This window comes from Rhizobium sp. R693 (genome assembly GCF_002211315.1).
Classification (GTDB): domain Bacteria; phylum Pseudomonadota; class Alphaproteobacteria; order Rhizobiales; family Rhizobiaceae; genus Rhizobium.
The window spans coordinates 23169-41603 of the sequence record NZ_LOKY01000014.1 but is presented as its reverse complement, the minus strand read 5'-3'; the positions used below and the strand labels follow the sequence as shown (position 1 = coordinate 41603).

At 59.7% G+C, this 18435-nt stretch carries 22 protein-coding genes; 15 read left to right on the top strand and 7 right to left on the bottom strand.

Annotated features, from left to right (window positions below):
• The first annotated feature begins 16 nt into the window (after positions 1–16).
• The gene (gene cimA, locus ATY79_RS15115; RefSeq protein WP_088693521.1) at positions 17–1633 is read left to right on the top strand and encodes a citramalate synthase; all 1617 of its coding nucleotides are present in this window, start codon (positions 17–19) and stop codon (positions 1631–1633) included.
• Positions 1634–1636: 3 nt separating this feature from the next.
• Here the strand turns inward: cimA and ATY79_RS15110 are convergent, their stop codons facing one another.
• On the bottom strand, positions 1637–2500 hold the full coding sequence (locus ATY79_RS15110; protein ID WP_088704250.1) for a methyltransferase domain-containing protein: 864 nt from the start codon (positions 2498–2500) through the stop codon (positions 1637–1639).
• A 108-nt stretch (positions 2501–2608) separates the two neighbouring features.
• Between ATY79_RS15110 and rarD the strand changes: the two genes are divergently transcribed.
• Positions 2609–3523, top strand: a complete 915-nt coding sequence (rarD, locus tag ATY79_RS15105) for an EamA family transporter RarD (protein ID WP_088693523.1) — start codon at positions 2609–2611, stop codon at positions 3521–3523.
• A gap of 9 nt (positions 3524–3532) precedes the next feature.
• Here the strand turns inward: rarD and ATY79_RS15100 are convergent, their stop codons facing one another.
• Positions 3533–4159, bottom strand: a complete 627-nt coding sequence (locus ATY79_RS15100; RefSeq protein ID WP_088693524.1) for a TIGR00730 family Rossman fold protein — start codon at positions 4157–4159, stop codon at positions 3533–3535.
• A 155-nt stretch (positions 4160–4314) separates the two neighbouring features.
• Between ATY79_RS15100 and ATY79_RS15095 the strand changes: the two genes are divergently transcribed.
• The 5 genes from ATY79_RS15095 (at position 4315) to ATY79_RS30880 (ending at position 10480) form a co-directional block, all read left to right on the top strand.
• Positions 4315–6294: a LysM peptidoglycan-binding domain-containing protein gene (locus ATY79_RS15095; protein WP_088704243.1), complete on the top strand. Its 1980-nt coding sequence runs from the start codon at positions 4315–4317 to the stop codon at positions 6292–6294.
• Positions 6295–6497: 203 nt separating this feature from the next.
• Positions 6498–8375: an ABC transporter ATP-binding protein/permease gene (locus tag ATY79_RS15090; RefSeq protein ID WP_088704242.1), complete on the top strand. Its 1878-nt coding sequence runs from the start codon at positions 6498–6500 to the stop codon at positions 8373–8375.
• A 240-nt stretch (positions 8376–8615) separates the two neighbouring features.
• Positions 8616–9314: a phosphatidylserine decarboxylase gene (locus tag ATY79_RS15085; protein ID WP_088693527.1), complete on the top strand. Its 699-nt coding sequence runs from the start codon at positions 8616–8618 to the stop codon at positions 9312–9314.
• A gap of 17 nt (positions 9315–9331) precedes the next feature.
• Positions 9332–10180, top strand: a complete 849-nt coding sequence (gene pssA / locus ATY79_RS15080) for a CDP-diacylglycerol--serine O-phosphatidyltransferase (protein ID WP_088693528.1) — start codon at positions 9332–9334, stop codon at positions 10178–10180.
• A gap of 159 nt (positions 10181–10339) precedes the next feature.
• A complete protein-coding gene (locus ATY79_RS30880) occupies positions 10340–10480 on the top strand; it encodes a hypothetical protein (RefSeq protein WP_189637182.1) in 141 nt (46 codons plus the stop codon).
• Here ATY79_RS30880 and ATY79_RS15075 read toward each other — a convergent pair.
• Genes ATY79_RS15075 through ATY79_RS15065 form a run of 3 tightly spaced genes read right to left on the bottom strand, consistent with a single transcriptional unit; the run spans position 10477 to position 12277 of the window.
• Positions 10477–11100, bottom strand: coding sequence for a LysE/ArgO family amino acid transporter (locus tag ATY79_RS15075; protein ID WP_088693529.1), 624 nt, complete (start codon positions 11098–11100; stop codon positions 10477–10479). The genes ATY79_RS30880 and ATY79_RS15075 overlap by 4 nt on opposite strands.
• Positions 11101–11137: 37 nt before the next feature.
• Positions 11138–11899 (bottom strand): SOS response-associated peptidase, encoded by a 762-nt coding sequence (locus tag ATY79_RS15070; RefSeq protein WP_088693530.1) that lies wholly within the window; start codon positions 11897–11899, stop codon positions 11138–11140.
• Between the two features lie 57 nt (positions 11900–11956).
• Entirely contained in the window at positions 11957–12277 is a 321-nt protein-coding gene (locus ATY79_RS15065) for a YnfA family protein (protein ID WP_088693531.1), read from the bottom strand.
• Positions 12278–12362: 85 nt separating this feature from the next.
• On the opposite strand from ATY79_RS15065, the gene ATY79_RS15060 reads away from it, so the two are divergent.
• From ATY79_RS15060 to ATY79_RS15025, 8 genes are all read left to right on the top strand, one after another.
• Positions 12363–12782 (top strand): NUDIX domain-containing protein, encoded by a 420-nt coding sequence (locus tag ATY79_RS15060; protein ID WP_088693532.1) that lies wholly within the window; start codon positions 12363–12365, stop codon positions 12780–12782.
• A 60-nt stretch (positions 12783–12842) separates the two neighbouring features.
• Positions 12843–13271, top strand: coding sequence for a TIGR02301 family protein (locus ATY79_RS15055; RefSeq protein ID WP_088693546.1), 429 nt, complete (start codon positions 12843–12845; stop codon positions 13269–13271).
• 100 nt (positions 13272–13371) lie between these two features.
• Entirely contained in the window at positions 13372–13629 is a 258-nt protein-coding gene (locus ATY79_RS15050; protein ID WP_018857413.1) for a hypothetical protein, read from the top strand.
• Positions 13630–13646: 17 nt separating this feature from the next.
• Positions 13647–14393, top strand: a complete 747-nt coding sequence (locus tag ATY79_RS15045; protein WP_088704241.1) for a hypothetical protein — start codon at positions 13647–13649, stop codon at positions 14391–14393.
• 62 nt (positions 14394–14455) lie between these two features.
• Complete coding sequence (locus ATY79_RS15040; protein ID WP_088704240.1) at positions 14456–15289, top strand: folate-binding protein YgfZ; 834 nt, start codon at positions 14456–14458, stop codon at positions 15287–15289.
• Complete coding sequence (locus tag ATY79_RS15035; protein WP_088693535.1) at positions 15286–15891, top strand: HD family hydrolase; 606 nt, start codon at positions 15286–15288, stop codon at positions 15889–15891. The genes ATY79_RS15040 and ATY79_RS15035 overlap by 4 nt, the downstream gene beginning before the upstream one ends.
• Positions 15888–16424: a tyrosine phosphatase family protein gene (locus tag ATY79_RS15030; RefSeq protein ID WP_088693536.1), complete on the top strand. Its 537-nt coding sequence runs from the start codon at positions 15888–15890 to the stop codon at positions 16422–16424. Before ATY79_RS15035 ends, ATY79_RS15030 begins: the two co-directional genes overlap by 4 nt.
• A gap of 36 nt (positions 16425–16460) precedes the next feature.
• The gene (locus ATY79_RS15025; RefSeq protein ID WP_088704239.1) at positions 16461–17033 is read left to right on the top strand and encodes a hypothetical protein; all 573 of its coding nucleotides are present in this window, start codon (positions 16461–16463) and stop codon (positions 17031–17033) included.
• A gap of 25 nt (positions 17034–17058) precedes the next feature.
• On the opposite strand, the gene ATY79_RS15020 is transcribed toward ATY79_RS15025, so the two are convergent.
• Together ATY79_RS15020 and ATY79_RS15015 are read right to left on the bottom strand one after the other, a co-directional pair.
• Positions 17059–17574 (bottom strand): superoxide dismutase family protein, encoded by a 516-nt coding sequence (locus ATY79_RS15020; protein ID WP_088693538.1) that lies wholly within the window; start codon positions 17572–17574, stop codon positions 17059–17061.
• A gap of 119 nt (positions 17575–17693) precedes the next feature.
• Complete coding sequence (locus ATY79_RS15015) at positions 17694–18008, bottom strand: hypothetical protein (protein ID WP_088693539.1); 315 nt, start codon at positions 18006–18008, stop codon at positions 17694–17696.
• Positions 18009–18435: the final 427 nt, after the last annotated feature.

Here is an 18435-nt window from a genome sequence, read left to right as displayed (position 1 = left end):
CGACAGGACGACCATCATGACACGCGAAAAGATCTACCTCTTCGACACGACGCTCCGCGACGGGCAGCAGACCCCCGGCATCGACTTCTCCGTCGAGGACAAGATTGCGATCGCAAGCATGCTCGACGAGTTCGGTCTTGATTACGTCGAAGGCGGCTATCCCGGCGCAAATCCGACGGACACCGCCTTCTTCAGCGAGAAGCGCACGACGCAGGCCCGTTTCGTTGCCTTCGGGATGACGAAGCGCGCCGGCATTTCAGCCTCGAACGATCCCGGCTTGGCAAGCCTGCTGCAGGCTAAGAGCGACGCGATCTGTTTTGTCGCCAAGAGCTGGGACTACCACGTGAAGGTCGCGCTCGGCTGTACCAACGAGGAAAATCTCGAGAGCATTGCCGAAAGCGTCAAGGCCGCCGTCGCCGCCGGCAAGGAGGCGATGGTCGATTGCGAGCATTTCTTCGACGGCTACAAGGCAAATCCAGCCTATGCCATCGCCTGTGCAAAGACAGCCTACGATGCCGGCGCCCGCTGGGTCGTGCTCTGCGACACCAATGGCGGCACGCAGCCGCCGGAAATCCGCGCCATCGTCGAGGCCCTAATTGCTGCGGGCGTTCCGGGGAACTGTCTTGGGATCCATGCCCACAACGATACCGGCCAAGCAGTCGCCAACTCGCTGGCAGCCGTCGAGGCAGGGGTTCGTCAGATCCAGGGCACGCTGAACGGCATCGGTGAGCGCTGCGGGAATGCCAATCTCGTGACGTTGATCCCGACTCTGGCGCTGAAGGAGACCTATGCACAACGCTTCGAGACGACCATCGACAACGAGCGGCTGACCAACCTGACACGCCTGTCGCATGCGTTCGACGAGCTTCTGAACCGCTCACCCGATCACCAGATGCCTTACGTTGGCGCCTCGGCCTTCGCGACCAAGGCGGGCATCCATGCCTCCGCACTACTCAAAGATCCCCGCACCTACGAGCACGTGACGCCTGATAGCGTCGGCAATTTCCGCAAGGTCATGGTCTCAGATCAGGGTGGAAAGGCGAACTTCATCAACGCGCTGAAGCGGCGCGGCATAAAAGTCGGCAAGGATGACCCCAAGCTCGACCGCCTGATCGCACTGGTCAAGGAGCGAGAGGCTTCCGGCTACGCCTATGAGGGCGCCGATGCGAGCTTCGAACTGTTGGCGCGCCGCACCCTCGGAACCATCCCGGAATTCTTCTCGATCGAGGGCTTCCGCATCATGGTCGAGCGCCGTTTCGATTCCCATGGCCGCGTGAAGATCGTCTCGGAAGCCGTCGTGAAAATCGTCATCGACGGGCAGACGATCATGTCGGTCGCGGAAGGCGACGGTCCGGTCAATGCTCTCGACCTCGCACTGCGCAAGGATTTCGGCAAATACCAGCACGAGATAGACGATCTGGTTCTGGCCGACTTCAAGGTGCGTATCCTCAACGGCGGCACCGAGGCCATCACCCGCGTCCTCATCGAATCCACGGATAGCGACGGCGTTCGCTGGTGGACGGTCGGCGTATCTGAGAACATCATCGACGCCTCATTCCAGGCGCTGATGGACTCGGTGATCTACAAGCTGATGAAGAATCGGCAGCTAGCCGGCAAGATCGCTGCCGAATAGGTTTCACCCACCGAGGACGAGGCCCCAATCCGCCTCCGAATACCATTCCTTGCCCTGCCGCGCGGTCTTCCAGCGCAGGGCGCGGACCTGCTCCATGCTGCCCTTGTAGAAGGCGGCCTCCAGCCGCCTGTAGCTATCGAACCCACCCTTTACGGCATCCGCCCAGACAAACGCGACAGGTCCCAGATATTCGGCCGCGTAACCATGGTCTTCGCGGCGGAACAGGAAGAAGCCAGCGTAGGAAGCAAGCCCGGTCGGCCCCGCCGCGTCGACGTCAGGGACACCCAGCGGCAGAATCAGCCGACCGCCGACGCTCAACCGCTCCACCCAGGCTTCAGCTGGAAAGTGAATGGCAAAATTCACATAGACGGCATCTGTCGGCTCACGCGGCCACTCGATCCCATTGCCGTGGACGACATGAACGTTCGGGTAGTCGCGGAGATTCTCTTCTGCCCGTCTCGCCAGTTCGCCGTCGAATTCAACGGCGGTAACGTGGCCGCTGCTGCCAACAAGCAGGGAGATGATCGCCGTGTAGTAGCCGCTGCCGGCGCCCACATGACAGACGGTGCCCCCCCGGCGGAGCGCCAGCTTGTGGATCCCCCGGGCGTGGAGGCTCGGGCTGCCATTGTTGATATGCCGTTCGTGCTGAAGCGCAAACAGTACGTCCTGATAGACGACGGAGGGATCTCCCGAGGCATCGACATAGCCGCCCCACCCCGCCATCTTCCACGGCGGCGGCCCGAGGAACCGCTCGCGCGGCACCGTCGCGAAGGCCCGCAGCAGAGCGTCGTCGCCCTGCACGCCCTCCTTAGCCAGCACGCGGAAGGCAAACTCTCTGCGGCAATTCGCAAGAGCCTCTTCGTCCATGGTCTTCACCGTCGCGATCGGCCAGCATCCGTTCACCGAAATGAATTGGCCTATTCACGTCCGTTAGGTTAAGCGGGTCGATAACAAGACCAAATATGGAAACACTCGATGTCCGCCAATGCAAGCGTTCCTGTTATCAAGAACGAAGACAGTCCGCGTGGTTTCGCCTTTGCGCTGACGGCCTATCTCCTTTGGGGTTTCCTGCCGATCTACATGAAGGCCGTCGCTCATATTTCGCCGGCAGAAGTCATTGCCCACCGTATCGTCTGGTCCCTGCCGCTGGCAGGGCTTGTGCTGATCGTCCTCGGTCGCACGCAGGATATCCGCACGGCCTTGCGCTCACCACGCATGATGGCGATGGCGGCTCTCACCGCATCGCTGATCACCGTCAACTGGGGCACCTATGTCTGGGCGATTGGCAGCGGTCATTCGCTTGACGCGGCACTCGGCTATTTCATCAATCCGCTGTTCAGCATCTTCCTCGGCGCCGTGGTCTTGAAGGAACGGCTGCACCGCATTCAGATCGCGGCGATTGCGCTGGCCGGCCTTGCCGTCGTGGTGCTGGCGTTCGACGGCGGCGGCGTTCCTTGGGTATCGCTGACGCTGACGATTTCCTGGGGTCTCTATGCGCTGTTCCGCAAGACGTTGCCACTCGGCCCAAACCAGGGCTTCTTTCTCGAAGTGCTGATCCTTAGCATCCCGGCGTTCTTCTACATTCTCTATCTCGAACTCGGCAGCGGCGAAGGGCACTTCTATCGCACCGGCTGGGCCGATACGGGCCTGCTGCTCGGTTGCGGTGTCGTCACCGCCGTCCCGCTGATGATCTATGCCAATGGTGCCAAGCTGCTACGGCTTTCGACCATCGGCATCATGCAGTACATCGCGCCGACGATGATCTTCCTGATAGCGATCTTCGTGTTCCACGAACCTCTTGGCACAGCACGCATGATCGCCTTCCCGCTGATCTGGGCAGGCCTGTTCCTCTACAGCTGGGCGATGCTCAAAGGGAGCCGGGAGGGCTAAGTCCGGCTTTTACATCTTCGAGATCACGGCATCTTCACCGTCACGGTCGGCCGATGCAATTTCGGCCGCCTGCGCCATGATACCAGGGATGATTTCGGAGATGTCGTCGATGACGAGCGGCTGGACGCGATGGGCCGTGTGGACGAAGCCCTCGTCCGTCATATGCCGCATGAGCTCCATCATCGGATCCCAGAAACCATTGACGTTGGCAAACACCATCGGCTTTTCGTGACGGCCGAGTTGCGCCCAGGTCATGATCTCGACGATCTCCTCCAGCGTACCGATGCCACCAGGAAGAGCTACGAACGCATCGGAGCGCTCGAACATCGCGTGTTTGCGCGTATGCATGTCAGGCGTTACAATTAATTCATTGAGCTGGCCGAGGGAATGGCGCGTAGCCTCCATGTCGATCAGGAACTCGGGGATGATGCCGGTTACCTGACCACCGTTCGAAAGCACGCCGCTCGCCACAGCCCCCATGATGCCCTTGGTGCCTCCACCATAGATGAGGCGCAGGCCGTACTCGGCGATTTCCTTACCCAGCGCGCGGCCGGCTGCCATATGGCGGGGATCGCTGCCCGGTCGCGAACCGCAGTAAACACAAATGGAGCGGATGGAATGAGATTGATCTGTCATAGGGGCAAACAACTATTCTCTCTGCCCTCAGTCAAGAAAAATGACGGAAAACCTGCGTCTTACATTTGCTCGGCTACTTTGACTGCTTGTGCAAAGCGGCGGGAATCGCTAGCAATTTTAGGAAGTCCGGCAAGATTGCCGCCTGGGGAGACGTGATGATGAGAAACCGTGCCGGCTTGCTGGCTCTTGCAGTGCTTGTAGTCGCAATTCTTTTGATGGTCTTTTTCGTCATGCCCCGCATCGGCGGAGACGCTGCCAAAGTTGGTGACGCGATAAACCAAGCCAGCTCCGAAGTGAAGAAGACTGTCACCGAATCCGCAAAGACTTCACGCCCGTCGGCCCCAGATGACGCCGAAACAACCCAGAAAGTTGGTCGCCTTGCTTCAGAGGCAGGCCAAGCCATATCGGAACTTAAGGCGCTCTTTGCAGACGGCAAGGGCCCGACCCAGGAGGTTTTCGAAGCGGCCAAGTTGAAGGCCACGACCTCGCTTCAGGCGCTCGCGGACTTTGCGATCCCGGATGGCACGAACCCGGTTACAGCGGCCGCCGCCACGAAGGCCAAGGATGGCGCAGCGAATGCACTGACGACCATCAAGGCCCTGCCCGAAAACATTGCAGATGCTGCAGCGGCAATTGCGAAGGCTGAAGCGGCGCTGACCGGCTCCCCTGATTCGACATCGCCGGCCGGCCAAGCGTCAGCGGCCGCCTCCCCCGCGGAAGGCGCCAACAACCTCCCAACCTTCGACGTGCTGCGCGTAGAGCCGGATGGCTCGACGGTTATCGCCGGTTCGGCCGAACCGAACAGCAAGCTTGAAATCATGGATGGGGACAAAGTCGTGACCACGACGGACGTCGGTCCGACCGGTGATTTTGTCGCGGTGCTCGACAATCCGCTTGTCCCTGGCGATCACCAGCTCGTCCTGCGAGCCACCGGCAAGGATGGCAAAGCCACGACATCGGAAGAAGTCGCAACCGTATCCGTCCCCAAGAATGGCAAGGGTTCCGAGTTGCTGGCGATGGTCTCCAAGCCCGGTACGGCAAGCCGGATCATCACCGCACCCAAGCCGAATGCCGAAGTTGCCTCCACTGCGCCTTCGGGCCAACCTGCAACCAATACCAACCAAGCGCCGAGCTCGACGGATGTGGCGAGCGCGCCCGCAGCCGCTGGAGCGCAGCCTGGTACTGCCGCCGACGTCGCGGTCAGCGCCGTTGAGATCGAAGGCGACAAGATCTTTGTCGCGGGCACGGCGAAGCCCTTGGCGAATGTCGTCGCCTATGCAGATGACACGTTGATCGGGAAAGCGAAAGCTGGTCCCGATGGTCATTTCGTTGTCGACGGCGTGATGCCGCTTGCAGTTGGCGACCACAAGATCCGCGTCGACGTTCTCGACGACGCCGACAAGGTCGCCGTTCGTGCCTCGGTGAACTTCAACCGTCCGGCAGGAAATCAGGTGACGGTTGCCGCACAGGGCGCGACCCCGCAGACCGGAAGCCCGGCGGCGATGGTGCCACTTGATGAGGGTGCGCTCGGAAAGCTGAAAAATGATGCCGCGAAGGCCTTTGCTCTGCTCAGCGGGCTCTTTGCCGACGGCAAGGTGCCGGGAGCAGAACAGCTCGCCGCAGCCCGCTCCGCCAACGAATTTGCCCTCAGGGCCATCGTGGACTTCCGCACCGCGGTCGACGCCACAGCCGACGTCAAGCATCAGGCTTCGACGGTAGCAGAAGCCGCAGCGGGTGCACTGAAGACGCTGCAGGCGTTGCCTACGGATGCGAAGTCCGTCGGCGAGGCGCTGGGCAAACTCGGCGGCGAGATAGCCCAGCTGACGGGTCCTGCGCCGAGTGCACCGGCGACAAACGAAATCGCAGGAACTCAAAGCGGGCCGACGACGATCGAGCAGGCACCGCTTGCCCCGAGCAACGAGACGGTCATCATTCGCCGCGGCGATACGCTCTGGCAGATTTCGCGACGCATTTACGGCGCCGGCGTCCGCTACACCACGATCTATGTCGCCAACGAGGACAAGATCACGAACCCGGACCGCATCTTGCCAGGCCAGATTTTCGGTCTTCCCAAGGATGCCCTGCCGAACGCTGAAGAGCTTCACCGCAAGCGGCTTTCGGGTGGGCACCTCTAAGGCGATCATGCCCTAATCGAGCGGCTGGACAGAGATCATGTCCGGCCGCTCTTTTCCTGCAGCGTCCATTTGTTGTATTGCTCCCGCCAACCCCTATATGGCGGTGACGACGATCATGTTCGGCGAGGCCGTTTCGGCATTTCCGCCGCTCCCAAATCTGTCGGCAACGCAGCGCCATCAGCGCCTTTCGGCGGGAGATTCGCATGGCAAACAACAAGACAGTCTCTGATTCCAGCCTCCTGCAGACACTGTTCAATCTCTGGCCCTACATGTGGCCGGCCGGTCGAACGGATCTCAAGATGCGAGTGGTCTGGGCTTCGGTGTATCTGCTTGTCTCCAAGTTCGTGCTGCTGCTCGTCCCCTATTTCTTCAAGTGGTCGACCGACGCGCTGAACGGGAAGATGGACCTGGCCGGCAAAGTGCCGGACCTGCTTGCAGGCGCGATCGCCTTGGTGATCGCCTACAACCTCACCCGTCTCATCCAACTCGGCTTGAACCAGTTGCGCGACGCACTGTTCGCCAGCGTCGGGCAGCACGCAGTTCGGCAGCTGGCCTACAAGACCTTCGTGCATATGCATGAACTGTCGCTGCGTTTTCATCTGGAGAGAAAGACCGGAGGTCTATCCCGTATCATCGAGCGCGGTACCAAAGGCATCGAGACCATAGTGCGGTTTACGATCCTCAACTCGGTTCCGACGCTGATCGAGTTTCTGCTGACCGCCATCATCTTCTGGTGGGGTTACGGCTTTTCCTATCTTGCCGTCACCGCCTTCACCGTCTGGGCCTATATCTGGTTCACGATCCGCGCCAGCGACTGGCGCATCGCCATCCGCCGCGCGATGAACGACAGCGATACCGACGCCAATACCAAGGCGATTGACTCGCTCCTCAACTTCGAAACGGTCAAATATTTCGGCAACGAGGAGATGGAGGCCCGGCGCTTTGACAGGTCGATGGAACGCTACGAAAAAGCGGCCACGGATGTCTGGACCTCGCTCGGCTGGCTCAACTTCGGCCAGGGCGTGATTTTCGGACTGGGCACGACGGTGATGCTCATCCTGTCGGCGCTTGCTGTCCAACGCGGCGAGCAGACGGTTGGCGACTTCGTCTTCGTCAACGCTATGCTTCTGCAGCTTTCCGTCCCGTTGAACTTCATCGGCTTCGTCTATCGCGAAATCCGCCAGGGGCTGACGGATATCGAACAGATGTTCGATCTCCTTGAGGTCAAGGCGGAAGTGAGGGATGCCCCCGATGCAACGCCTCTCGATATCAAGCAAGGCGCCATCTCCTTCAAGGACGTGCATTTTTCCTATGACCCTGCCCGTCCGATTCTGAAGGGCATTTCCTTCGAAGTGCCTGCCGGCAAGACCGTCGCAGTGGTTGGCCCTTCAGGTGCCGGTAAATCGACCTTGTCGCGTCTCCTCTACCGCTTCTACGACATTCAGAGCGGCTCGGTCTCGGTCGACGGCCAGGATATCCGGACAGTGACTCAGAAGAGCTTGCGGTCGGCCATCGGCATGGTTCCGCAAGACACCGTCCTTTTCAACGATACGGTTGCCTACAACATCCGTTACGGGCGTCCATCGGCCACCGATGCAGAGGTCAAAACTGCGGCCGAGATCGCCCACATCGCGCATTTCATCGATCTGCTGCCCGAGGGCTTTGATACCAAGGTTGGCGAGCGTGGCCTGAAGCTCTCCGGTGGCGAGAAGCAGCGCGTTGCGATCGCCCGGACGGTCCTGAAGGCGCCGCCGATTCTGATCCTCGACGAAGCAACCTCGGCCCTCGACACCACCACCGAGCGCGACATCCAGACCGCACTCGATGTCGTATCCAAGAATCGCACGACGCTTGTTATTGCCCACCGCCTGTCCACCGTCATTGGCGCAGACGAGATCATTGTTCTGAAAAGCGGCGAGATCGCTGAACGCGGGACACATACCGCGCTTCTCCAGAAGAATGGTCTATATGCCTCGATGTGGAACCGCCAGCGCGAAGCCACGCAGGCTGAGGAGCACCTTAAGCAGGTCCGCGAGAGCGACGACATGGGCGTCGTGAACAGGCTTGCGCCGGCGAGCTAACCTCAATGCAGGGCACGTGGGCTGCTTTGCTGTTCAGAAGCCCGTCATAGATGTGAGGTCAGGGAGGCGCAGCATTGCCCCGGCGGCGGTTTCCCTGTAACCAGCGGTGAGAAAAGAACGCCGAAGCGCGGCGCGATCTTTCAGATTCGCCTGTCGCGCTTTAGTTCTTTGTTTTCACGCATGTCTTTGGCCGAAACCGGTTCCCGCTTTCGGGAGACATGCTTTAGGAGAGCGGTATAAATGAGCTTGTTCAATACGGTGCGCAACACGATCGTTCCGGTGCACAAGGAAGGTTACCCCTTCATCGCCGCCTTCTTCGTCGCATCACTGATCCTGGGCTGGATCTTCAAGCCGTTGTTCTGGATCGGGCTGATCCTGACGCTGTGGTGCGCCTACTTCTTCCGTGACCCCGAGAGAATGACGCCCCAGGATGACGATCTCGTCATCTCACCCGCCGATGGCAAGGTGTCCTCCGTTCAGTTGGTCGTGCCACCTGCCGAACTGAACCTCGGCAGCGAGCCGATGCTGCGCATCTCGGTGTTCATGAATGTCTTCAACTGCCACGTGAACCGCTCCCCGGTGCGCGGACGCATTGTCAGCGTCAACTACCGGTCGGGCAGCTTCGTGAACGCCGAACTCGACAAAGCAAGCGAGGACAACGAGCGCAACGGCCTGGTGATCGAAACCAAGCATGGCCAGATTGGCGTCGTTCAGATCGCCGGCCTCGTTGCACGGCGCATCCTGTGCTGGGCCAATACGGGCGAACCTCTGGACGCCGGCGAGCGCTTCGGCCTCATTCGCTTCGGGTCACGTCTTGACGTATTTCTCCCGGCAGGCGCGGCGCCCCGCGTGACGCTCGGCCAGACGGCGATCGCCGGTGAAACCGTGCTGGCCGAGTTCGGCTCAGCCAAGGGCCCGATCGTCAGCCGCCGAAGCTAATAGCACTGGAGAGCGACATGGAAACGCCCTTCCCGCCCTTCGAACCCAACGGCCCTCCTGATGATTCGGGGCGTGGACCGCGGCTTCGCGAGATTCCGCTTCGCCTCATCATTCCTAATCTCATCACGATTTTGGCGATCTGCGCGGGTCTCACCGGCATTCGCCTGGCTTTCGAGAACCGGTACGAACTTGCAGTCGGCATGGTTCTTCTCGCCGCATTCCTTGACGGGATCGACGGCCGCGTTGCGCGGCTGATGAAGGCGACGTCGAAGTTCGGCGCACAAATGGATTCGCTGGCGGATATCGTGAACTTCGGCGTCGCGCCCGCTCTTGTCGTCTACGTCTTTGCGCTGGATCAGGCCCGCTCGATCGGCTGGATCGCCGCCCTGATCTATTCCATTGCGGCGGGCCTTCGCCTGGCGCGCTTCAATGTCATGGCCGAGCGCGAGAACAAGGCAACGTGGCAGTCGGAATATTTCGTCGGCGTGCCCGCACCGGCCGGCGCGATGCTGGTTCTGCTGCCCGTCTATCTCGGCTTCCTCGGCCTGACGACGGATCGCACCTTCGCCTATTTCTCCTCTGCCTACACGGTTCTGATTGCATTTCTGCTCATCAGCCGCCTGCCCGTCTGGTCCGGCAAATCCGAGGGCAGCAGGCTGCGGCGTGATCTGGTCCTGCCGGTGATGCTCGGCGTTGTCCTCTATGTCGCGCTGCTGTCGAGTTTCACCTGGGAAGTCATGGTCGTGACCGCCGTGATATACCTCCTCACGCTGCCCTTTGGCGCCCGTAAATGGAAGCGCAAATACGGCACCCTGACGATCGAGGAACCCGGTGTCGGCGAAGACGATATCGGCCGCCACATCTGATATTTCTCGACCTTCCTTGCCGAAGAATGCCTGACTCAAGCCTCGCGAATTATGCATCGGATACATAATTCCTGATATGCGGTGCCTCGATTTTGTCGCTATTGCAGGCAAAAGAGCAATAAATATAAGAGTCTAGGGACAGCACGTGAGGAGAGTATTGTGACCCCGAAGAAGACAGGCGTCGAACAGCCGGCAAAGTCCGACCTCAGCGCTAACTACCGCCCGCTCGGCCTGAAGGCCGTCCTTGCGGCGGCACTGATGCTCAAGAGCAAGCCCCCGCTGATCAAGAAGCCGGCCTAAGCCCCTCCGAAAAAGCGGACGATCAGGCTGATTGCCAGCAGTGCCATCACAATGCCGATGATGACGTCGAGAACCCGCCAAGCGGCGTGTTTTTCAAAGACCGGCTGCAGCAGCCGAGCGCCGTACCCCAAACCAAAAAACCAAACGAACGACGCGGTAGCCGCACCGAGGCCGTAGGCCACACGGTCCGCGCCGCTATAAGCGGCGGACAGGCTGCCGAGCAGAACGACCGTGTCCAGATAGACATGCGGGTTCAGGAAGGTGAAGGCCAGACAGGTTGCCACAGCGGCTTTCAGGCCCACTGCCTGTGGAGAGCCGGCCTGCATCGCGCCTGGATGAAGGGCGCGGCGAAATGCCATCACCGCATATGAGCCAAGGAAGATAGCGCCCCCCAGCGTCACGACCGAAATGAGCGTCGGCGACTGGGCGACGAGCGTTCCGAGCCCAGCAACGCCGGCAGCAATAAGCACGGCATCCGATAACGCACATATCAGGCACAGGATGAAGACGTGCGACCGCAGCAGACCCTGACGTAGAATGAACGCGTTCTGTGCGCCAATTGCGATAATGAGCGAGGCGCCAAGGAAGAAGCCCGCAAGCGCGGCCGAGATGGAGATCATGGGATTTTCCAGAGAATGAAGCGGTGGGATTATCGAATTAGAAGAAGCTCAGCTGGCCGTCGTCCGGCTTTTTCTTAGGCAACGATGGGGGCTTCTCGACAGTCACCCTGTCCTGCAGATCGGCCCCCATATTGGTCACTTTGTTGACCTTGTCGGAAACGGGGATCGCCTCGAAAAAATCCTCTTCGATCGGCTTCATCAGGTCGGTCACGTCGCGTGGTTCCTGTGTTTTGCAATCCAGCCAGCGCGAAAAGTCTTCCGGTTTGATGACGACGGGCATGCGGTCATGGATCGGAGCGATGGCGGCGTTTGCCGCAGTCGTCAGAATCGCGCCGGTGTCGACTTCCGAACCATCGGCGGAGGACCACGTTTCCATCAGGCCTGCGAAGGCGACAACGCCGCCGCCGCGCGGCTTGATCCAATAGGCCTGGGACTTCTCGCCGCTCTCCTTGCTCGGACGATGCCATTCATAGAAGCCCGAGGCGGGCACAAGAACGCGCCGATGGCGCATCGCGGCGCGAAACGACGCCTTGCCGATCGCAGTTTCTGCGCGGGCATTGATCAACAGCGGGAATTGCTTGGGATCCTTCACCCATCCCGGCGTGAAGCCCCAGCGCACGAGCACGGCTCTGCGCTCCGGAAGGTTGCTGCCCTTTTCCCGCGTTTCGTCCGAAACGACAACCAGAATAGGCTGGGTCGGGGCAATGTTGTAGCGCGCGGGAAAGTCCTCGAGATCCATAATTCCGAGGATTTCCTTGAGTTCTTCAGGGGATATCGTCAACGCATAACGTCCACACATGAGGTTGTCTTTGCACTCCGACAGGCAGCGGTCAAGCTAGGGCCTTTCGGTTCCAGCTCAGCCACGCGGCGCGAAGAGAATCATCGCCGTGCCGCAAAGGCAGACGAACGCACCGCCGATGTCCCAGCGGTCGGGCACACGGCTCTCGACGATCCACAGCCACATCAGGGAAGCCACGATATAGATACCGCCATAGGCGGCGAAGGTGCGGCCTGCCGCCTCACTTGGTACAAAGGTCAGGAGCCATGCAAATAGCGCCAAGGACACTATGCCGGGCGCCAACCACCATACGGGCTTTGCCATTCTCAGCCAGGCCCAGAAGGCAAAGCAACCGGCAATCTCGAAAACAGCGGCAGCGGCATAGATGATATAAGTCACGAGAGCTCCTTCGAATCGCCGAGCTCAATATCCGGCGGAACTAAGGCGGCGCCAAGCACAACCAATAGAGATCAATGCGGCATCCATGAGTTCCATTCCGAAGGCGGCCTCCTCCGCCATCCTCCAGCGTGGCAACCGGTTCCTCCTCGTGCTCCGGCGCAATCCGCCGTCAGCCGATATGTATGCCTTCCCGGGAGGACGGGCCGAGCCTGACGAAACGCCCGAGGAAACCGCGCTGCGTGAATTTGAGGAGGAAACAGGCATAAAAGCTCGTAGCCCTCAACTCTTCGCAACGTATGACCTCAAGACACATGCCGCCGACGGCAGCGTCGTCAGCCACTTCTTCCTTTCCGTGTTTCGCGTCGAGGCAGACGACACGGCCGCCGCCCATGCAGCCGACGATGCTGCCGACCTCGGCTGGTTCACCGTAGAAGAGATCCGCCGGCTGCCCGTCCCTCAAAGCGTGCTTGAATGTGCCGAACGCTTGGCGTCCAGCAACGAATAAGCAGGTGGAAATTCCAGCAAGCGCCTTGCTCCCGTCACCGTCAGGGTATCAACTATGTGCATGATTCCCGTTCGATGCGTGTTCCTGTCTCTTGCATTGTGCGCAAGCGCCGCCCTACCTGCCCCCGCATGGGCACAGGGCCCAACGCCGACACTGCCGGAGGAGAATGCGCCAAAAACGGTCACCGTACCCTATGACGACAAGCTCTCCCGGCTTGCCGAAGTGTTGGGGTCGGTTCACTATCTAAGGACACTGTGCAAGGCGGAAAACAGCGGCGAATGGCGAGGACGCATGCAGCAATTGCTTGATTCAGAGGCCAAAGACGAGCCGCAGCGGAAGGAACAACTGACCGCGGCCTTCAATCGTGGCTATCGCGCCTTTGCGTCTGTTTATACGGATTGCACGCAGGCAGCCATCGTGGCAGAAGAGCGATACCGTGCCGAAGGTGCAACACTTGCCACAGAAATTACGTCACGGTTCGGAAATTAACGGTTAATTAACCTCTTTTCGCACCCGGCCGTGTCGTTTTGGGAAAAGGCTGATAAGGTTGTTAACTAGGCAGTAAGGCATGCAGTTTGAGGAAATGACAATGGAACCAAGCCTCAATGACATCGACGACATGATCGTTCATGAGAAGACTCAGGCGGCCTTGGAGTACCATAACGAAGCCTGGGCTGACGGCATGGCAGACGGAATCGAACCTGAGATCATCGCCGATACAGCAATCATCCACGCGCTACGTGAGACCATTCGCCTTCATGGCGAAAACAGTGCCGAGGCGCTGCTGGATTCCTTGCGCGAGCGTATGCTTGCCGGCGAGTTTTCTCCGAACCGCACCTTGCAATAACGATCACAGAGAGTTTCATGCATACCGCTAGGGACAATGCTTCGCGGCCCGCCATCGCGCCGCTTTTGCTTGCAATCGGCCTTAGCGCCAGCAGCTTTTTGACCGGGACCTCGGCCCTGGCGCTTTCCGAGTTGCAGAAGACCCCAGGACAGGCTGAGAAGAGCGCTCCAGCGCAAGGCAGCGACAAGCCGGCGCCGTCCCCAACCGCGCCCGGCGTTCCGATGCCAGACCCGTTGGTCAATTCGCAGGCCGGCCAGGGCAACGACAAGACGCCCGGCGCCCTGGACAACTCGAAGCCTGTCGAGGTCATCTACGATATCAGCAAGGTTCCCGAACCGGTTCGGAAGATGCGCGAGCAGATTGTCGAAGCTGCCGCTTCCGGCGACCTCGAGCGCCTGCGCCCCCTACTCGGCACGGGCTCCGGCCAGACCCAGGTGACGGTCGGAGAGCCGACGGACGACCCGATCAGTGCGCTGAAAGACCTTTCGGGCGATCCCGAAGGCGATGAGATCCTGGCGATTATGCTCGACGTTATTTCCACGGGCTTTGTCCACGTTGGCCAAGGCACGGCTGACGAGATGTATGTCTGGCCTTATTTCGCCGAGAAGGATCTGAAGGCACTAACGCCCCCCGAACGAGTGGAATTGCTGCGCATCGTCACAGCGGGCGACCTAGCCGACATGCAGGAATTCGGTGGCTATAATTTCTATCGGTTGGGGATCACCCCTGACGGCAAGTGGAAGTATTTCACCGCCGGCGACTGAGGCTTGCGATCCCATTAGCGAAGACATACTTCTGAGCGATAACGAACGCGACAGGTGCCGCCATGCCAGCCGTATTTCTGAAGAACCGCTCGCTCATAAGGGTCAGCGGCTCGGAGGCACAATCATTTCTACAGAACCTGATCACGACGGATCTTGCCGCGCTCGCGGCGGATGAAGCACGACCGGGTGCGCTGTTGACCCCGCAGGGCAAAATCCTGTTCGACTTCATGATCTGGCGGGACGCAGACGGGTTCGTCATCGAAACGGACGACGATCAGCGGGATGCGCTGCTCAAGCGACTGACGATGTATAAGCTCCGGGCAGCCGTCGACCTGTCGCCTGCGGGCGAAGGCGTGACGGTTTCCTGGGAGAGCACGAATACCGGACCAGCCGACAGCCGTTTTGCCAAGGCAGGCGTTACGCTTGTCCGCCAAGCAGGGCAGCACGGCACTGATGATCCCGACACTTACGATGCGTTGCGCATAACAAACGGCGTTGCCGTGTCCGGGCGGGACTATGCGCTCCAGGACGCCTTCCCGCACGATGTCCTGATGGATTTCAACGGCGGGCTCTCCTTCAAGAAGGGCTGCTATGTCGGTCAGGAGGTCGTCTCGCGCATGCAGCATCGCGGAACCGCGCGCCGCCGCGTCGTCACTGTGACGACCCCGACGGCGCTGCCGCCCTCCGGGACGGAGATCACTGCCGCGGGCAAGCCGGTCGGCGCGCTCGGCTCGGTCGCCGGAAGAAGGGGCCTTGCGATCGTTCGCATCGACCGTGCCGGCGAGGCCATCGCGACAGGTGCGCCTCTGTTGGCGGGCGAGACGCCCGTCACCCTCGAACTGCCGGCTTGGACAGGGTTGACGTTCCCGTCGGCGACGGATGAGGCCAGCGCGTGACCACAAAGGCGCCGCGCGCGTGGCAACGCATGCTTTCTGGCCGCCGTCTCGACCTGCTCGATCCGTCTCCGCTTGACGTCGAGGTCAGCGATATCGCGTACGGGTTGGCGCGGGTCGCCCGCTGGAATGGGCAGACCTTTGGTGATCACGCTTTTTCGGTCGCCCAGCACTGCCTCCTTGTCGAGGATATTTTCCGCCGCCTGAATGAAGCAACTGCCGATCAATGTCTCATGGCACTGCTGCACGATGCGCCGGAATATGTCATCGGCGACATGATTTCGCCGTTCAAGTCGGTCGTCGGCGGTGGATACAAAGCCGTCGAAAAGCGGCTGGAAGCAGCCGTCCACCTTCGCTTTGGCCTGCCGCCTCACCCGACGCGAGAACTCAAGGACAAGATCAAGAAGGCCGACACCATCGCCGCCTACTTCGAGGCAACACAGCTTGCCGGCTTCACCTCGGCGGAGGCGCAGAAATTCTTCGGTCAGCCACGCGGGATCACCAAAGACATGCTGCTGATGACGCCCTTGCCGGCTGTCGAGGCGCAGCGCCTTTTTTGCGAGCGCTTCGAGGCAATCGAGGCGATGCGGAGCGGCAGGGCATGACTATCATCATTGTCGCGCCTCTTGCCCGGATCGCCGAGATGGCGGTCAGGCATGGTGCGCGTGAGATGATCAGCCTGATGGCGAATGAGCACGCCTTCCACCGGCCTGGGGTGATCCAGGCACATCGGCATCTTCTCCTCAATATGAACGACATCGCCTTCAAGGGAACCGGCAATCTCATCGCGCCTGATGAAACCCATGTTCGAGCGATCATCGATTTCGCGCGCGATTGGGATCAACGTGCACCTCTTCTCATCCACTGCTGGATGGGCGTATCCCGCTCGCCCGCGGCCGCTTTGATCGCCGCTCTCGCGCTGTTCCCCGAACAAGACGACAGCGCGCTGGTTCGCCGGCTGCGCGCCGCCTCACCTTATGCGACACCCAATGCCCGGCTCGTTCAAATCGGTGACGACATGCTCGGTCGCGGCGGGCGATTGGTGGCCTCGGTTCGCGCCATTGGCAGGGGTGTCGATGCGGACGGAAATGCGCCGTTTACGCTGAACCCGGAAGAGCCGACCGCCGGAACGTTTTGAGTCGGTGCCGGTTAACCTCCTAGAGGAGGTTGATCGATGTCGCTACAGAACTATCGCGATACGTTTGTAAGCTGTCTGGCAACGCTCAAGGGCCTAACCAGCGCATCGGACGCGTATATGCGGTTTCGATGGCAGGCGATTTATCTGACGCGTGATCGATTTTCCTATTTCTTTCGCGGCGACCTGAATGTCGGGAAAGCCAGCTTCTTCGGCCAGCAGATGGACATGACCACCGGCGCCACAACTCCAGTTCCTGCAAGCTCGATCGCGCTCTACGGAGCGACATTTGGGCTCAACGAGACGATCGCCGTCTATAGTGGACCGCACAAGTCGGTGATCGACGTTGCTGATGCTTTCAGGGAGGGCATGGAGGAATATCAGGCCGAGTTCTTCTATGTCAGGATGAGCCTGATGCATATGGGAAACGAAGGCCGCATGGGCTTTGCCACCGATCCTCGCCTGCGCGAGAACACAAACATCATATTCGTTGGACTGGAAGACCACACAACAGCCGACCTCCTCGAAACGAGCAGAGTCGGGCAATGGATCGCGACGGATAAGCCAATGGCGTCAATCGAATGGTACGCCGAACGATACTACTATCACTGACTGAACGACATCAGACAGAAACAGCTTATTTAATGATACCGCATGCGAGACGTTCGCCTGCGTCGCCTGCGGGCTGGCTGCGATAATCATCGGAATTGGAATGAACGATCAGTGCTCTGCCACGGATGCCGTCGGTCTTGCCGTCCAGAGTGACCATGCTGTCAAACACCTGTGCCCGCAGAACGCCATCCTGGTCAACATACTGATTGGGCATGTCGCCGGCGTGAGGTCCCTTTGCGGACAGCAGCCCGTGCTCGGCTTTCGTCGGGTTGAAGTGCTTTCCAGCGGACTCATGGTGCCCGGCGGCGTCACATTTACCGGTCTCGTGAATATGAAATGCAACCCATTTGTTTGCTGGCAATCCAGTCACCTCGACTTCGATCAGGACGCCACCACTAGCTGCAGCCGTCAGAGTAGCCCGACCGCTTGCCTTTCCATCGGCACCCACGAAATCCGCGGTCGCCGTCTGCTTGTCCTGAGCCAGCGCGGCTAAAGAGACCGCAATGAACGTCAGAGCGGCAATCGAGAGAATTGCTTTCATTGGAGCTTCCTTCCTTTGCATCGCTGCTTCCAACGTCCGAGGCGTGAAGCTGTTCCTGAATTGGCAACAAAGAAAAGCCGGCCGCGAGGGGCCGGCTTTCACAATTCACACAGGATACATCAGGCGACGACGTCGAGATCGTATTGGCCGTACGTGCTCTTATACAGATCGTAAGAAGTGTTCTGCTGGGACTGCTGGTAGAAATTGACGCTTCCGCTCTCACGCGTCGCCATCATGAACTGAAGCACGCTGCCCGAGAGTTTTCGTGCAAATTCCTGCGTGCCATCTTCTTCGCTCAGTTGCTTCAAAATGCCCGGCTTATCATCAGCCGCCCGCTCGCCACGGCTCAGCACGCCGTCGCCATTTGTGTCCAGCCGCGACAACGTCGCGAGATACGCATAGGATGTATCACTAATCGACGAAACTTGGCTCATACAAACCTCCATTCACCGTCTTTTCGGTGATGTTTGTACGCAATACGAAACGGGGAAAATCAAAGACTAATCCGTCGTTAAACTGATTTGCGCACTGCGTCAATAAGCTGTTAATACCCCATTAACCATGATTGACAAAGTGTGATCAAGGCGCATCGGCGACATGCAGCGCAGACTCAGATTGCCTGCATTTGCGGGCATTGCGGGCGAAAAAGCTCAAACACAGTGCCAGCGATACATTTGTTTGCGTTGCAATAGAATTTTAATGCGACCAGCGGATTATCTTGCCACGTTGGCACATCGCCGACCGAGTTTTAAGAGTGCATAGACGATATTTTTTGATTGTTTCAGAAGGTCTTTTCATGTCTGACGCGCCGCGTCGAAACTGCAAATTAGGAGCAGGTTCCCTCGCCTCCGCTCATGCTCC

What these genes read in the sequence shown, in the direction of transcription:
- cimA (WP_088693521.1), top strand. Translation starts at nt 17, where the DNA reads ATGACACGCGAAAAGATCTACCTCTTCGACACGACGCTCCGCGACGGG.
- ATY79_RS15110 (WP_088704250.1), bottom strand. Translation starts at nt 2,500, where the DNA reads ATGGACGAAGAGGCTCTTGCGAATTGCCGCAGAGAGTTTGCCTTCCGC.
- rarD (WP_088693523.1), top strand. Translation starts at nt 2,609, where the DNA reads ATGTCCGCCAATGCAAGCGTTCCTGTTATCAAGAACGAAGACAGTCCG.
- ATY79_RS15100 (WP_088693524.1), bottom strand. Translation starts at nt 4,159, where the DNA reads ATGACAGATCAATCTCATTCCATCCGCTCCATTTGTGTTTACTGCGGT.
- ATY79_RS15095 (WP_088704243.1), top strand. Translation starts at nt 4,315, where the DNA reads ATGATGAGAAACCGTGCCGGCTTGCTGGCTCTTGCAGTGCTTGTAGTC.
- ATY79_RS15090 (WP_088704242.1), top strand. Translation starts at nt 6,498, where the DNA reads ATGGCAAACAACAAGACAGTCTCTGATTCCAGCCTCCTGCAGACACTG.
- ATY79_RS15085 (WP_088693527.1), top strand. Translation starts at nt 8,616, where the DNA reads ATGAGCTTGTTCAATACGGTGCGCAACACGATCGTTCCGGTGCACAAG.
- pssA (WP_088693528.1), top strand. Translation starts at nt 9,332, where the DNA reads ATGGAAACGCCCTTCCCGCCCTTCGAACCCAACGGCCCTCCTGATGAT.
- ATY79_RS15075 (WP_088693529.1), bottom strand. Translation starts at nt 11,100, where the DNA reads ATGATCTCCATCTCGGCCGCGCTTGCGGGCTTCTTCCTTGGCGCCTCG.
- ATY79_RS15070 (WP_088693530.1), bottom strand. Translation starts at nt 11,899, where the DNA reads ATGTGTGGACGTTATGCGTTGACGATATCCCCTGAAGAACTCAAGGAA.
- ATY79_RS15060 (WP_088693532.1), top strand. Translation starts at nt 12,363, where the DNA reads ATGAGTTCCATTCCGAAGGCGGCCTCCTCCGCCATCCTCCAGCGTGGC.
- ATY79_RS15055 (WP_088693546.1), top strand. Translation starts at nt 12,843, where the DNA reads ATGATTCCCGTTCGATGCGTGTTCCTGTCTCTTGCATTGTGCGCAAGC.
- ATY79_RS15050 (WP_018857413.1), top strand. Translation starts at nt 13,372, where the DNA reads ATGGAACCAAGCCTCAATGACATCGACGACATGATCGTTCATGAGAAG.
- ATY79_RS15045 (WP_088704241.1), top strand. Translation starts at nt 13,647, where the DNA reads ATGCATACCGCTAGGGACAATGCTTCGCGGCCCGCCATCGCGCCGCTT.
- ATY79_RS15040 (WP_088704240.1), top strand. Translation starts at nt 14,456, where the DNA reads ATGCCAGCCGTATTTCTGAAGAACCGCTCGCTCATAAGGGTCAGCGGC.
- ATY79_RS15030 (WP_088693536.1), top strand. Translation starts at nt 15,888, where the DNA reads ATGACTATCATCATTGTCGCGCCTCTTGCCCGGATCGCCGAGATGGCG.
- ATY79_RS15025 (WP_088704239.1), top strand. Translation starts at nt 16,461, where the DNA reads ATGTCGCTACAGAACTATCGCGATACGTTTGTAAGCTGTCTGGCAACG.
- ATY79_RS15020 (WP_088693538.1), bottom strand. Translation starts at nt 17,574, where the DNA reads ATGAAAGCAATTCTCTCGATTGCCGCTCTGACGTTCATTGCGGTCTCT.
- ATY79_RS15015 (WP_088693539.1), bottom strand. Translation starts at nt 18,008, where the DNA reads ATGAGCCAAGTTTCGTCGATTAGTGATACATCCTATGCGTATCTCGCG.